Origin of the sequence: Chryseobacterium amylolyticum, assembly GCF_051011775.1 — a bacterium.
Classification (GTDB): domain Bacteria; phylum Bacteroidota; class Bacteroidia; order Flavobacteriales; family Weeksellaceae; genus Chryseobacterium.
The window spans coordinates 457,980-472,789 of record NZ_JBPCHX010000004.1 but is presented as its reverse complement, the minus strand read 5'-3'; the positions used below and the strand labels follow the sequence as shown (position 1 = coordinate 472,789).

Sequence of the window (14,810 nt, the reverse complement as noted above, 5' to 3'; positions counted from 1 at the left end):
TGAACAATCTTGATATTGTGCTGATAAATGACTAATCTGCCGCTTTGCCATTTTGCCATTTTGCTATTTTGCCTTTTTACCATTTTACCTTTCCTATCCTTTGTTTTTCGTTCCAAATAATCTATATTTGTTAGTAATGAACGACGAACAGCTATTCCTGCTCATCCAGAAGGCCAAAGATAAAGACCAGAAGGCCCAGACGAAACTCATTAATATTTTTTGGGTGGACGTTTTCTCATTTGTCATGAAGAAAGTGAGAGATGAAAATGATGCTGATGAAATTACCGTCAATGTTTTCTCAAAAGTGCTTTCAAAACTGGATATGTTTGATCCTCATTTTCAGTTTAAAACCTGGGTGCTGACCATTGCCCAGAATACCGTAATTGATTTCTGGAGAAAAAAGAACCGTGACACCGAAGATGCCGTGGAAAATCTCGATGAGGTCAAAAACCAATACGCAAAATCTCCGGAAGAACTTCTGATCTCTGAAGAAGAGCAAAAAAAAATCATCAAAACCATAGAATCCCTGGATGCCAATTATCAGGATATTATCAAATTGAGGTTTTTTGAAGAAAAAAGTATCAAGGAAATTGCTGAAGAACTGGGTATCTCAGTAGCCAATACAAAAGTACGGGTAATGCGCGCTAAAAAAGTCTTAGCCGAATTGTTGAAGAATAATGAGTTTGACGATAATTAAATATCAGAAAAGTCAATTCTGTTCAATAGGAACGGGCTTTAGCCCGTTCACTAAAATATAAATTCAACAGAGGCTTTAGCCAAAACTTATTACTTAGAAATACACTTCTTCTTTTGTTTTCGGAAGAACTATCTTTTGCTGTTTTTCCTGGTTTCTATTCTGCAGATTGATCTTTATTCCTTTTTTAATATAGGTTTCTTTTAAAGACTTCCCATAGTCAGCCGTGTTTTCTACTTCTTTTGAAAAGTTCAGCTGTCCTGTTGAAAGGTTGAAATCAATATCCTTCCAGTAATCTCCCGGTCTTCCTGAGGTAGAAGATGTTCCTATTAATTCAAAATGTCCGTTCTGAAATCTGTATTTGTCCGTTACATCCCATTTCCAGCTGCTTCCTCCATTCTGTGAAATGATCAGAATTCCCTTTTCAATTTTGGTTTCTCCATAAGGATCACCCATCATACCTCCTGCACGGCTTTCCATCACTGCATTTCTTGATTTCTCCAGGATCGTCCATTTTCCGTTTACTTTTTTCAGAATCTGAATTTCACGGATGTTTCCCATATCTGTAGTGTCCTTTGTATTGTAAACAATTACTTTTTCAGGAATTTTGTCACCATCAAGATCGCCGTCTGCTGTTTCAATAACCGTAGATCCTGCCGGCTGCAGTTGTTCCTGAGCAAAACAGAATGTCCCACACACCACGAATAAAAGAAGGAATATTGTTCTCATAAGAATATTTTGGAGCCATAAATATACAAATGAATTTCGGATGATCAGTTTCATCAATATTTCCGGTTGATGGTTTCCATTAAAAAATCCTTAACTTTGAACTTCAATTTTAGAAATGGAAAATTCAGTTCAAGACACTACCGTTCAAAAACCAAAATGGATCCGCGTAAAACTTCCTACCGGAAAGAATTACAGAGAGCTGAGAACTTTGGTTGATAAATATAAATTAAATACCATTTGCCAAAGCGGAAGCTGCCCGAACATGGGAGAATGCTGGGGTGAAGGTACGGCTACTTTCATGATTTTAGGAAATATCTGTACCAGAAGCTGTGGTTTCTGTGGTGTAAAAACAGGTAAACCGCTCGATGTTAACTGGGATGAGCCTGAAAAAGTAGCAAGATCCATCAAATTAATGAAGATCAAACATGCCGTTCTTACATCTGTAGACCGTGATGATCTGAAAGATATGGGATCTATTCTTTGGGGAGAAACAGTAAATGCGGTCAGAAGAATTTCTCCGGGAACAACAATGGAAACCCTGATTCCGGATTTCCAGGGAATTACAAAACATCTTGACAGATTAGTAGATGTAGCTCCTGAAGTGATCTCCCACAATATGGAAACAGTAAAACGTCTTACCAGAGAAGTGAGAATCCAGGCAAAATATGAAAGAAGCCTTGAAGTATTAAGATATCTGAAAGAAGCCGGGCAAAGGAGAACAAAAACAGGAGTAATGCTTGGATTAGGCGAAACCAAAGATGAGGTTTTCCAGACTATCGAAGATATCAGAAATGCCAATGTAGATGTAATTACACTGGGTCAATATCTGCAACCGACTAAAAAACATCTTCCTGTAAAAAAATTCATTACTCCGGAAGAATTTGATGAGTTCGGAGATTTTGCAAGAAGCTTAGGGTTCAGACACGTTGAAAGCTCTCCTCTTGTAAGAAGTTCTTACCACGCAGAAAAACATATTCATTAAAATATAAACCGTTCAGCAATGAGCGGTTTTGTTTTTCAGGTGGCAGGTGGTGGGTTGCAGATTGCAGATTGCAGATTATGGATGATAGGGATTAGGGAATTAGGATCGGCAATCCATATAATAACGGCATCCATTATTCCCCTCCTTTGGAGGGGTGGCAAAAATTTAAAGAATTTTTGACGGGGTGGTCAAGTACATATCAACAGAAGCGGACTTTAGTCCGCTCTAAACTATTACATCATCAATCGCCTTTAGCCAAACCTACTTATTACAAACCGTTTCCCTCGTAATAGGAGCAATTTTTCCATTGATCTCAATAGGTCTGAAATGCTTTTTCTTAAATTCAGAAGGAGTTTCTCCTGTATGCTGCTTGAATAATTTATTAAAATAAGAAAGACTCTCAAAACCTACCTGAAAACAGACTTCTGTTACAGACTGATCCTTCAGCAGAAATATTTTAGCCTGATTGATTCTGTAATTGTTGACAAAATCTGTAAATGTCATATTGGTCTGCTTTTTAAAATAACGGCAGAAAGCCGGTGTGCTCAGACTCACAATTTCTGCAATTTCATTCACATTAGGTTTCGTGTCGTAGTTTTCGTGAATATAATCGTAGATGGTCCCCATTCTGATTTTATCGTTCAGAAACCATTTGATTCTGGTATCTTCTTTATTAAGTTCTTTGACTTCCGTTGAATCTGCAAGAATCTGTAAAATTTCTATTAGTCCCATCAAAGACTCAAAAGAGTTTTTATCTTTAATGATCTGCAGCTTTTCAATAACTGTATTTTTGGTTTCTCCGGAGAATGACAGTCCGAGATAGGAACGTTCTAAAAGCACTTTAATATTTTCAAATTCAGGAACAGGAAGAATGACATCCTGAAGAAAGCTTTCCCGCATCTGTACGACCAGCTGTTTGCATTCGGTCTGAATACCGTAATCAAAATTAAGATGGGGAACATTGGAGCCTATCAGCAGAAGATCACTGTCTGTAAAACCTGAAATATTTTTCCCAACATGCCGGATGCCATTCACTGCTTCTACATATACCAGTTCAATTTCCGGATGATAATGCCAGAAAAAACAGTTTTTCAGGGAAGGGGCAAACAGTTTGAATGATTTCCCTTTTTCAAATTCAATAATTTCTTTCTGGATTTTCATCTTGTTCTGTTTTGATTGTTTCTGAATTTAAAATTAAATAAAAAGGTTAATATGGAGCAAATTTTTATCATTCAAAGAGAAGTGAATTTCAAAATTTCTTTCGAATTTTGCACTTTCAAAACAGAAATGATCAAATGATTAAGAAAAATTAATTCAGAAAAGATTTAGATACGATGAAGATTGATAAAAGAATAATACCACTGGCTATCGGTGGTTTGGGAATAGGAACTACGGAATTTACGGTAATGGGACTGTTGCCGGATATAGCAAAAACATTACAGATTACAATACCGCAGGCCGGTCATTTAATTTCTGCTTATGCCATGGGGGTGGTTATCGGAGCTCCAATTCTGATTGGGTATTCTGTAAAATTTCCACCTAAAAAAGTACTGATGGCCTTTATGATCCTTTTTACGCTGTTTAACGCTCTTTCTGCAATTGCTCCGGGATATAACAGTATGCTGGTCATCCGTTTTATGTCCGGACTGCCTCACGGGGCGTTCTTCGGCGTAGGAACGGTGGTTGCTTCAAGAATGGCCGGAAAAGGAAAAGAAGCGTTTTATATATCCATGATGTTTACCGGGCTTACGGTTGCCAATCTCGCAATGGTTCCTCTGGTTACTTATATCGGACATACCTTCCATTGGAGACTGTACTTTGCGATCGTAGCAGTGATTGGCCTTTTTGCCATTTTATTTTTAAAACTGTGGCTTCCGAATCTGGAATCCAACCAGAATACTCATTTCATGGAAGAACTGAAGTTCCTTAAAAATAAACAGTCATGGCTGGTGCTTACTATTACAGCAATCGGATTTGGAGGACTTTTTACATGGTTAAGTTATATTACCCCCCTAATGACCATTGTTGCCGGAATCAAAAGCAGCCAGATGGCCTATGTAATGGTTCTTGCCGGAGCCGGTATGGTGGTAGGAAATCTTGTGGGAGGAGTTGTTTCAGATAAATTAGGTCCTGAAAAAACCTGTGTACTCCTGATCTTCCTGATGATGATTTCTCTTGGAGGTGTTTTCTTTCTTGCAGAATATAAAAATATTGCTCTGGTACTGACATTTATGTGCGGTGCTTTATCGATGTCTATTGCATCACCCATCAATATTATGATGATGAAAGCAGCCCCGAAAAGTGAAATGATGGCCGCTGCTTTTATGCAGGCCGGTTTTAATATTGCGAATGCAATGGGAGCTTTCCTGGGTGGAATTCCTTTAGAATATGGGTATTCATTCAATTATCCTTCACTGGTGGGAGTGGGGATGACCTTTATTGGTCTGGTTGTAAGTATAAGATATATGTATCTGTACGGGGCTCAGACCCAAAATAAAGAGGAAACTGCTGCTGAATGTGTTTCCTGTGATCAATAAGCGTACGGTTATTATAACTGCAAATAAAAAAAGAACCTGTTTCTCTCTGAAACAGGTTCTTTTGTATAAAATAAGTTTATGCCTCTACTTCATCTCCGTTTTTGCACCAATAGAGGGCATTGTATAAATTTTCTTTGGGGAAAGACTTAAACTCTCCCGGCATCAGAACGCTGAAGATACTGGTAAAATTACGTATTCCTTCTTTATCCGTAACAATGGCCGAACGATTCCAGTTGGTAAGATTTTTCAGTCCCAGCAGCAAATCTTCAAGCCACGCACCCATGGTAAAATTATCCAGATCGGTATCCAAATACAATAAATAATTCAGCTCACCGAACTGCTCTACCTTTTCTTTTACGCGCGGAATTACCAGTTTTTCAAAATCCTCTTTTGTTACTTCTCCCGTTGCATTGAATGCCGCAACATTCTCCGGGGCTTCTGGAATAATTGTTATCATAATAAATATTTTATGGTGGTTCAGTTTAAAAGAATAACAATAATTACACCATAATTTAGTAGAAAATTGTTAAAAAAGGTATAAATGTTGTTAGTTTCAGTGTAAAATATTAATATGGATCTCAAATCAAATGAACCTTTCTGGCTTTTAAAAAACGGACTGTTAGCATCTTATCCTTCATTAAAATCAGATGAATCATGTGATGTTCTCATTGTAGGAGGTGGTATTACAGGAAGCCTGATCGCTCATCAGATGATAGAAGACGGATATGATACTATCCTTATTGATAAGCGGGAAATATGTAACGGAAGCACTTCTGCCACCACTTCAATGTTGCAGTACGAAATAGATGTTCCGCTCTATGAACTGATAGAACAGATTGGTAAAAAAGGAGCTGTTTTAAGCTATAAAGCCTGTAGTGACGCTATTGAAATAATAGAAAAGCTGGCAAAACTCATAAGGTCTGATGCAGGTTTCAAACGCAAGAAGTCACTATATTATGCTTCGAAAAAGAAAGATGTAGCATGGCTGAAAAAAGAATTTGAGGCGAGAAAAAATGCAGGATTTGAAGTGAAATGGCTCTCTGAAGATCAGATTTTGGAACAATTCGGATTTGAAAATACTTACGGCGGGATATTATCTAAACAAGGAGCAAGTATCGATGCTTTTCAGTTTGCACATGAGCTTTTTCAGCATAATGTAAAGAAAGGGTTGAAAATATTTGATAAGACCGAAATGGTAGAAGTAGAGGAGCATAAAGGGTTTAATCTCGTTACGGTAGACAGCGGATATCAGATCAAAGCTAAAAAGATTATTTACTGTATAGGCTACGAAAGTAAAAACCTGCTGCAGGAAAACTTTGTTACCCTGAAAAGTACTTATGCTGTCGTTTCGGAAATTGATAAAAGCAAGTTTAAAAATATCAGCAGTACATTAGTCTGGAATACCGATTCTCCTTATCTCTATATGCGTACGACTGATGACGGAAGGCTTTTGATGGGAGGTGAAGATGAAGACTTTTATAATGCAGAACAACGTGATGCTATTTTAAATGAAAAAGAAAAAAAGATCATCAAAACATTAAAGAAAATAAAACCGGATTACCATTTTTATCCTGATTTTGTATGGGCAGGGACTTTTGGAGAAACAAAAGACGGATTACCTTATATCAGTGAGCATCAAAAATTTAAAAATTCCTATTTTGTGCTGGGCTTCGGAGGAAACGGAATTACTTTTTCCGTAACGGGAATGGAAATGGCTTCTTTATTTATGAAGAACAAAAAGCACCCGTTATCAAGATATTTTAAGTTTGGAAGATGATCTTTTTACCACAAAAGTCACAAAGTTTTTAAACACATTATTAAGCTTTAGAAGATATCCTTGCGCTTAATAAGTTCACATAAGTTTTTAAAATCTTTGATTTTTTATATTAACAGTAATCATCTGTGAAATCTGTGGGGAAAAACTGACCACAAAAGTCACAAAAGATTTTGAATCTTTTACATATTTTAAGCTCCAGGTTTGTGAATGCCTCATGTAAAAAAGGTTACTTAGATTCCTTCGGAATGACATACTGTATGGATAAATCATTATTTCAATGGTGTCATTCCACAGGAATCTAAGCTAAATTAATATCACTTTGTCAAAAGGCGCCGGATACCATAAAAGCGGGTTGAGACCCGCTTTAACTACAAACTATACCCATTCTTTTTTGCCAGTTCAAGAATAGAACTCTCAATAGCTTTTCCCAAATCGTCAGAATCATCTGTTCCTCTTTTTTTCATTTCGGAATCTATATAAGTCTGACGTTTTTTGGAAAGTTCCTCTATTTCTTTCTGTATTTTTTCCCGGGCCGCAGATTTCACCGCAATTATTTTTTGAATTTCTTCTTTGCTTTTTCCTTTCAACTCTGCAGGGAGTTCACTTTCTTTTACCGTGGCAATAAACCCCGCATCTTTTTCAGCCTTATCTACCAGGTCCCAGTGATCATTTTTGTAAGCATTCTTTTTAGATTTGGCAACAGCTCTTTCCACCAGGTTGGAAGCAGACTGCATTTCTGCGTTTTTATCCTGTGTAATCTGTTTAAGTCTGTATTCTGAACCATGGTTTCCGTAATAGATATAAGTATCATTCAGCTTGGCATTGCATTCAGAAATTCTGATATCGTAAGGAGTTTCAATATAAAGTACCTTTCTGTCACTGTCTATATTGAAATATTTTCCTCCTCCCAATGATGCTCCGTTTTGCCAGAACGTCTGGATTCCCTCTTCCCGGCTTCCACAGAAAATAGTGTTGATGTAAATATTTTTCCCTTTGGCTTTTGAAACAACCTCCTTATAATTTATTTTTCCCTGATCAAATGCTTCATTACCTGCAATATAAATCAGTTTCATACTTTTATCATTGCTGTCCCAGTTCAGATTGGCAGAAGCATCACGGATCACTGCGCCGCAATATTCACTGCCGCCATTGGTTCTTAACGCAAACAGTTTTTCAGAAACAAGATCAAGATCCTGGGTAAGAGGGGTGACCTGACGGATATAATTTTCATCACGGATTCCGTCGTTGCCATATTCGTAAAGGGCAATTTCAATCTCGGGAGCCTTACCGTTATACTTAAGGGTCGTCAGCGTATTCACGATATTCCACAGTCTGGATTTTGCCTGATCAATCAATCCGTCCATACTATTGGAGGTATCCAGTAAAAGGGCAACCTGAATTTTATTGTCTTTTACAGTTGAGGTTACCGGAATGAGTGATGTTTTTTGCACCGGTAAATGACTGTCAGTATTACTATTTACAGAGCGGTTTTCCGGAATGTTTCCAGAGCTTAATAAAGCTGTACCCGCTGCAAGTGCTAAGATTTTTAACGTTGTCATATTGTTATTTTTTTATGGGTTATTTGTTGTAGAGGTTGTTAAACTTTTACATTCATTATTTTAGCCGCAAAAGGCACAAAAGTTTTAAACACTTCAGTTTTTCAGAACCGGACCTTAAGCGTAACAAGTACACCTAAGTTTTGTGAAAATCTTTGATTTTCATCTTATGTGAACTTTCTGCATTATCACTTTAAACTTACTTAAGTGAACTCAGGTGTTTTAAAATGAAACCTTTTATGACTTCTGTTTGTAAAGTTTAAACAACTTTGTCATTAAGAAATAGCGTTCTATTGTCTATTATTTTAAAATCCTGAAGTAAAATTATCCCTATTTAAGGCTTGAAGTCAGGAAACTGGGTGAAGCTGCTATTTGACTTGGTGAGTTGGGAAGAAGTAATGAAATAAAAACAGCTCCCTAAGGAACTGTTTTTTATTTCTGTTATTTTAAAGGATTTCGTATTTTGTTTTAATGCTGTATTTCAGCTTTATATTTTCAATATTATCAAAAGAAAAATCTACCGGAGCATCGGCCATTTCCAGCTGGATATTGCTGGCTCTTGCTTTATAAGCTGCAGGCATGATCATATCACTGGTGTAGTCTTCTATTTCTATGATTTCAAGTGCATTTCCTGTCTTTTTACCCATACTTTCCAATAAATAATCTGCTTTCTCTTTGGCTGCTTTCAAAGCATTGATCTTTACTGTTTTTCTGAAATCTCCAATTTTAGTATTCTTCACTTCAGCAATATTCAGGCTGCTTACCCATTTCTGATTCAGGTCTTCAAAGATTTTACTGAGACTTGATTTTGTACTGGCTTTAAACTGATAGTTCTTAGAAAACTTGGCTGCTTTAGAATAGATATTCTGATACATTGATTTGAACTTAATATCCTCGTTCTTTACACCTGCGTTTTTCAGGATATCAAATAATTTCTTCTCATTATCTGCCAGATCATTTTTATTATCTGCTTTTATTCCGACGCTGAAGATAATTTCATCCGGTTCTACTTCCATTTCGGCAACCCCTGTTACTTCAATTGCATTTTTCTTTACTTCCTGAGCATTTACAAAGCTTCCAAGTGTTAAAATTCCGATTAATAAAAAATGTTTCAATTTCATAATTTCCTGTTTTTAAATTTTTAATTCTGATGTAAAATTACACAGATCAGAAGCCTGAAAACGGGAGACTTGGTGAAATGGAACTTTCACTTGGTGAATAGTTTTTGAGCAGACTATATATATGTATATCTTTGTTTTATGAAAATGCTTACACTCTTTATGATCTTTTTACCGGTGCTTTGGGGAAATACCATATATTCCCAGACTACTGCCAGCAGCACTACTGCTGTGGAAGAAGTGCAGGTAGAAACAAAGAGGCTGAAAAAAGCAATGGATACTAAAAATGAACCTGTACAGGCAGATTCTTATTATAATATTGGTGAAACATTTTTTAACAGCGGAAACTTTCCGAAAAGTGAAGAATATTATACCAAAGCTAAAAAGCTGTATGAAAAGCTCAACGACAAGCCTAATATTGAGAAAACTGCCCGAAGATTAGCCCAGTCACAGGAGAAACAGAATAAAATAACACCAGCCATAAGCAATTACAGCATGGCTGCACAGGTAAGCTACAGCGAAAAAAGTAAGGCTGTAAATTCTAATGACGTGGCAAGGCTTTCTTCTCCTACACCCGAACTGAAAGCAGAAGCCATTCAGAATACTATTAACCTGAGTAAAAAAGAGAGTGAACAGGGAGATCTTGCGGAAAGCTACAGCCAGCTGGCTGATGTTAATCTGAAGCAGAAAGATGTTTCCAGTGCTGAAGAAAACCTGAACACAGCCTATAAAATTTCTAAGAAGGAAGCTCCTAAGCAGGCGTTGGCTATCAACCAGAAATTAGCAGATCTCTATGTGGAAAACAAAAACTTTGAAAAAGCCATTGAAGCCAAAAAGAAAGTGCTGAAAGAAGATTTCGTAAAAGAAAATTCACAGGAAAAAGTCAATCAGATTCAGGAACTGGCAGATATTTATATTAAGAAAAACGATCCGAAGGAAGCGGTAGATCTTTTGAAAAATGCTTATGGAATTGCCTTAGACAAAGGTCATACGCTGGAAGCCCAGAGAAGTGTAAAAAAACTGGACAGTTTGTATGCAATTTCAGGTAATATTGATGCATCAGTGCAGCTGTACAGAGACTTTTTGGGAAAACTTCCGAATCTTGTTTCCAAAGACAGAAGCCTGGTTGATAATAAAATTCTGGAAGATACAGAACAGCGCATCTCACAGCTGGAAAAGGAAAAAGAGCTTAAAGATGAGCTTATCAGAAAGAAAAATGTCTTTAATTACAGTCTGATAGGAGCATTGGTTTTGCTCACCGGACTCATTATTTTCATTTTCAGAACGCTGAAGAAAGTTCAGACGAAAAATAAGAAAATTGCTCTTCAGTCGCTGCGCAGAGAGATGAATCCACACTTTATTTTTAACAGTTTAAATAGTGTTAACCATTTTATAGCCACCAATAATGAGCTGGAGGCCAATCAGTATCTGACAAAATTCTCTAAACTGATGCGTGGCGTGATGGAGAACTCTACAGAAGATTTTATTCCTTTTCAGCAGGAACTTGACCTTCTCCAGAATTACCTTGCTTTAGAAAAAACACGTTTTGCAGATAAATTTGATTACGAAATTGATGTGGATGAAAGTCTGAATATGCAGAGCCTTCTGGTTCCGGGAATGCTTATACAGCCTTTTCTTGAGAACGCTGTCTGGCATGGACTCCGCTACAGAACGGATAAGGGTTTTTTAAAATTAAGCTTTGAGAAAACTGAATCGCATCTTAAAATCCTTATTGAAGACAACGGAATAGGAATCGAGGAAAGTAAAAAACAGAAAACCCATCATCAGAAAACAAGAGAGGGCAGAGGAATGAAAAATACACTGGAAAGAATTCATCTGCTGAATGATTTATATAAAAAAAATATTACCTGCACTGTACAGGATAGGGAAAATAACAGGGGTGTTGTGGTGACCATTCAAATCAATCTGACTAGCCGGAATTGAGGTTGAAGCGCTGTTAATGAATTAGGGTAAATAAGGACGTGTATAACTCTGTAAGTTTCTTTGAAGATTGTAGAGTTGGCTAAATATTCCTAATTTGCACCTGCAACGTATTACCTGCCACCTAATATCTGACCTCAATGAAAATAAAAGCCGTAATTGTAGACGATGAAATCATAGCAAGAGAAGTTTTACGAAGCTATCTTACCAAATACTGTCCGCAGGTGGAAATCCTTGGCGAAGCTGAAAATATTAAAGAAGCAGTTCCGTTAATCACCGAAAGACAACCCCAACTGGTGTTTCTGGATGTAGAAATGCCTTTTGGAAACGCTTTTGATGTGCTGGAAGCCACTAAAGAATTACCTTACGAAACCATTTTCATCACAGCTTTTTCACAATACTCATTACAGGCTTTAAACAAATCGGCAAGTTATTATATTTTAAAACCCATTGATATTCAGGAGCTGATTCTGGCAGTTAATAAAGTGGCGGAAAGCCTTGAGAAAAAAGAAGAACTCAACCGGAATAAGATTCTTCTTGAAAATCTGAAGTTGAAACCTGAAAAACAGCAGCTGATTCTGCCAACCCTGCAGGGATTTGATGTCGTGAAAACTGAAGATATCGTAAGGCTTCAGGCAGATGGAAATTTTACCCAGGTATACCTTACCGATGGGTCGAAGAAAATGGTGTGTCGGTTTTTGAAACATTTTGATGATCTCCTGGAAAACCCTTTTGTGAGGGTTCACCGTTCTCATATCATCAACACGACATTTGTAAAATCATATCATAAAAGCGGAACAGTAATGCTGTCTGACGATACTGAAATAGAAGTTTCAGGAAGTTTTAAAGATAATTTCCTGAAAGTCTTTTCATAGAATTTATGGGTCCTTAACAGACCAAAGGCATTATTTTTGACGTTCAATAATAACCATCAAAATATTTCTGTCATGAAAACCGTTCATAAAATTATCCTTCCCGTTTCGTTGGGAGCCCTGGGGCTTATGATTTTCAATGCATGTTCTGTAAGAATTCCGAGGGGAGCATCTGCTATAAAGAATTTTGATCTGAAAAAATATCTGGGCAGATGGTATGAAATAGCCCGTTTTGATTACAGATTCGAGAAAAATATGGATAATGTGACCGCAGAATATACTGAGAATCCGGATGGGACTGTTCAGGTCAGAAACAAAGGGTATGATTACGTTAAAAAAATATGGAACGAATCCATCGGAGAAGCAAAATTTGTGAAAGATCCGAAAGAAGCCCGTCTCAAAGTTTCATTTTTTAAACCCATCTGGGCTGGTTACAATGTCATAGATATTGATGAAGACTATCAATATGCCCTCGTTGCCGGAAGCAGTTTAAAATATCTCTGGCTTCTTTCCCGCACCACCAGCATTCCTGAAAGCATCCGCCAGCGTTTCATTCAGAAAGCAAAAAAAATCGGTTATAATACCGATGAGTTGATCTGGGTGAGGCACAATCAATAGAGAGAAGTAATTAAAAAAGCAAAATTACGGAAGGGTAAAACCGTAAAGCCAAGATATCTTTCTTTTTACGATTTTACCCTTTTGCCTTTTAGCTGTTAATATATTCTTTCCATTCTTCAAAACGGTGATCTATAACCTGTTTCATCAGATCATAATTTTCATAGGTATCCTCAATGTGATAGAACGTTTCATATTCATAGTCGTTTTCCTCTGCCTTGGCATCAAAAATATTCACATAATCATCAGCAAATGAACTGTATCTGTTTCCAAAAACGGTATCATCTGCATAATAATCCTTTGCAAAAAGATTTCCGAGTTCATTCAGGTCATATTCAGAAAATTTACCATCACAGTACTCCATCACAAACTCAGCTCCGGTTATTTCTCTTCGTTTTACTTTTTCTATTCCCTCTGCCGCATCTTCTTTCAGTTCATCAGAGATAAGGTTATTGTAAATACACCAGTTCAGGAACATTCCTGTGTGTGTTGCTCCGTTTTTCTGAGGAAGTCCTTCCGGAAAATCACCGCCATAATGCCATGAAGCATCATCATATTTAGACATAATTCTTATTGTAGTTTTAGATAAATTCCGTCAAAAATAGAAAAAATCAATTTATATTGCCGCGACCAGAGATTTTTCCGTCATTTGCATAGAATTTTTTTCAACAAAAAGCATATGGAAAAAGCTGTTCTGATTACTATCGGCGATGAAATCCTTTCCGGAAACACGGTAGATACCAATTCTAATTTTATTGCCTCGGAACTTAAAAATATAGGAATAAAAGTTATCCAGATTCTTACCATCTCAGACGAAATTGAAACCATTAAAAATGCATTGGGGACAGCCTTTGAAGCCGGCGATTTAGTCATTACAACAGGAGGGCTTGGGCCAACGCGGGATGACAAAACCAAAAAAGCACTGGCTGAATATTTCAATGATGAAATTGCTCTGGATGAGGTGACCTTCAGTCATCTTAAGGGGTATATGGAAAGGAGAGGACGGGCAGACATCCTTGAAAGAAACCGGGAACAGGCTTTCGTTCCTACCAAATCCATCGTTTTTCAGAATCATTACGGGACGGCTCCATGTATGATGATGGAACAGGACGGGAAATTGTGCTACAGCCTTCCGGGAGTTCCTTATGAAGTGAAACCGCTTGTAAAAGATCAGATTATTCCTTATCTGCAGAAAAGGTTCAGGCTTCATTATATTCATACCAGAATTGTTTCTGTGGTAGGGATTCCTGAAAGTATCCTTGCGGATAAAATTGAAGACTGGGAGCTGGCGCTCCCCGAAAATATTGCACTGTCTTATCTTCCTGTAGGCACCCGCGTAAAGCTTCGTCTGACAGCCTCCGGTGAGAATGAAGAATTGCTGAAACAACAGACAGAAGAGGAAATTCAGAAACTGCTTCCTTTGGTAGAAGGGCATGTCATTGCAGTATCTGAAGATAAAATTGAAAAAATTCTGGCGGAAATGCTTACTGAAAGGAATCTGACAATTTCCACTGCAGAAAGCTGTACGGGAGGAGAACTTGCAAAAATGATCACTTCAGTTTCCGGCAGTTCAAAATATTTCCTTGGGGGAATGGTTGCGTATGCCACAGAAAAAAAGATTAAAATTTTAAATGTTTCTGAAAAGACCGTAGAACAGTTTACCGTGGTGAGCGAACAGGTCGCACAGGAAATGGCAAAAGGCTGTCAGGAATTGTTTGAAACTCATATTTCCCTTTCTACCACTGGTGTTGCGGGCCCGGGAAAAGGAGAAGATGGTAAAGATGTTGGGACAGTTTACTATACGATCAGAATCAATGATCAGGAGGTAACCTCAAAATTATACATGCCGCATCTGGAAAGAGTAGATTTTATGAATTTTGTTTCCCAGAAGGTGATTCAGGATTTGGTAAGCCTTCTTGTAAACAGTTAGATAGAGGATTATTTTTTAATTTTTTTTTAATTAATTTTTATACAGTTTTTCACACTTTT

General features: G+C 37.3%; 14 protein-coding genes. 8 read left to right on the top strand and 6 right to left on the bottom strand.

From position 1 onward, the window contains the following. Nucleotides 1-136: 136 nt before the first annotated feature. Nucleotides 137-697, top strand: coding sequence for an RNA polymerase sigma factor (locus tag ACR1PO_RS14040; RefSeq protein WP_374463689.1), 561 nt, complete (start codon nucleotides 137-139; stop codon nucleotides 695-697). Between the two features lie 93 nt (nucleotides 698-790). Here ACR1PO_RS14040 and ACR1PO_RS14035 read toward each other — a convergent pair whose 3' ends face one another. Beyond that, nucleotides 791-1,423: a hypothetical protein gene (locus ACR1PO_RS14035; RefSeq protein ID WP_433987149.1), complete on the bottom strand. Its 633-nt coding sequence runs from the start codon at nucleotides 1,421-1,423 to the stop codon at nucleotides 791-793. 115 nt (nucleotides 1,424-1,538) lie between these two features. Between ACR1PO_RS14035 and lipA the strand changes: the two genes are divergently transcribed. Next, complete coding sequence (lipA, locus tag ACR1PO_RS14030; protein ID WP_076596790.1) at nucleotides 1,539-2,405, top strand: lipoyl synthase; 867 nt, start codon at nucleotides 1,539-1,541, stop codon at nucleotides 2,403-2,405. Nucleotides 2,406-2,666: 261 nt separating this feature from the next. On the opposite strand, the gene ACR1PO_RS14025 is transcribed toward lipA, so the two are convergent. Continuing rightward, nucleotides 2,667-3,566 carry an AraC family transcriptional regulator gene (locus ACR1PO_RS14025; RefSeq protein ID WP_332385960.1) on the bottom strand — a complete coding sequence of 300 codons (900 nt, stop codon included), beginning with the start codon at nucleotides 3,564-3,566 and terminating at the stop codon, nucleotides 2,667-2,669. A gap of 173 nt (nucleotides 3,567-3,739) precedes the next feature. On the opposite strand from ACR1PO_RS14025, the gene ACR1PO_RS14020 reads away from it, so the two are divergent. Then, nucleotides 3,740-4,942 (top strand): MFS transporter, encoded by a 1,203-nt coding sequence (locus tag ACR1PO_RS14020; protein WP_433987148.1) that lies wholly within the window; start codon nucleotides 3,740-3,742, stop codon nucleotides 4,940-4,942. A gap of 76 nt (nucleotides 4,943-5,018) precedes the next feature. On the opposite strand, the gene ACR1PO_RS14015 is transcribed toward ACR1PO_RS14020, so the two are convergent. Further along, nucleotides 5,019-5,399, bottom strand: a complete 381-nt coding sequence (locus ACR1PO_RS14015; RefSeq protein WP_002981039.1) for a SpoIIAA family protein — start codon at nucleotides 5,397-5,399, stop codon at nucleotides 5,019-5,021. A gap of 114 nt (nucleotides 5,400-5,513) precedes the next feature. Between ACR1PO_RS14015 and ACR1PO_RS14010 the strand changes: the two genes are divergently transcribed. Continuing rightward, nucleotides 5,514-6,719: an NAD(P)/FAD-dependent oxidoreductase gene (locus tag ACR1PO_RS14010; protein WP_433987147.1), complete on the top strand. Its 1,206-nt coding sequence runs from the start codon at nucleotides 5,514-5,516 to the stop codon at nucleotides 6,717-6,719. Between the two features lie 368 nt (nucleotides 6,720-7,087). Here the strand turns inward: ACR1PO_RS14010 and ACR1PO_RS14005 are convergent, their stop codons facing one another. Beyond that, nucleotides 7,088-8,278 (bottom strand): vWA domain-containing protein, encoded by a 1,191-nt coding sequence (locus tag ACR1PO_RS14005; protein WP_433987146.1) that lies wholly within the window; start codon nucleotides 8,276-8,278, stop codon nucleotides 7,088-7,090. A 443-nt stretch (nucleotides 8,279-8,721) separates the two neighbouring features. Continuing rightward, on the bottom strand, nucleotides 8,722-9,396 hold the full coding sequence (locus ACR1PO_RS14000) for an SIMPL domain-containing protein (protein WP_433987145.1): 675 nt from the start codon (nucleotides 9,394-9,396) through the stop codon (nucleotides 8,722-8,724). A 144-nt stretch (nucleotides 9,397-9,540) separates the two neighbouring features. On the opposite strand from ACR1PO_RS14000, the gene ACR1PO_RS13995 reads away from it, so the two are divergent. The 3 genes from ACR1PO_RS13995 to ACR1PO_RS13985 all read left to right on the top strand — a co-directional run bounded on the left by ACR1PO_RS13995 (nucleotide 9,541) and on the right by ACR1PO_RS13985 (nucleotide 12,824). Further along, nucleotides 9,541-11,337, top strand: a complete 1,797-nt coding sequence (locus tag ACR1PO_RS13995) for a tetratricopeptide repeat-containing sensor histidine kinase (RefSeq protein ID WP_433987144.1) — start codon at nucleotides 9,541-9,543, stop codon at nucleotides 11,335-11,337. 137 nt (nucleotides 11,338-11,474) lie between these two features. Further along, a complete protein-coding gene (locus ACR1PO_RS13990) occupies nucleotides 11,475-12,209 on the top strand; it encodes a LytR/AlgR family response regulator transcription factor (RefSeq protein ID WP_332385954.1) in 735 nt (244 codons plus the stop codon). 72 nt (nucleotides 12,210-12,281) lie between these two features. Then, nucleotides 12,282-12,824, top strand: a complete 543-nt coding sequence (locus ACR1PO_RS13985) for a lipocalin family protein (RefSeq protein ID WP_433987143.1) — start codon at nucleotides 12,282-12,284, stop codon at nucleotides 12,822-12,824. An 88-nt stretch (nucleotides 12,825-12,912) separates the two neighbouring features. On the opposite strand, the gene ACR1PO_RS13980 is transcribed toward ACR1PO_RS13985, so the two are convergent. Further along, nucleotides 12,913-13,386 (bottom strand): DUF7832 domain-containing protein, encoded by a 474-nt coding sequence (locus tag ACR1PO_RS13980; RefSeq protein WP_332385952.1) that lies wholly within the window; start codon nucleotides 13,384-13,386, stop codon nucleotides 12,913-12,915. A gap of 114 nt (nucleotides 13,387-13,500) precedes the next feature. Between ACR1PO_RS13980 and ACR1PO_RS13975 the strand changes: the two genes are divergently transcribed. Beyond that, nucleotides 13,501-14,751: a CinA family nicotinamide mononucleotide deamidase-related protein gene (locus ACR1PO_RS13975; protein ID WP_433987142.1), complete on the top strand. Its 1,251-nt coding sequence runs from the start codon at nucleotides 13,501-13,503 to the stop codon at nucleotides 14,749-14,751. Nucleotides 14,752-14,810 lie beyond the last annotated feature (59 nt).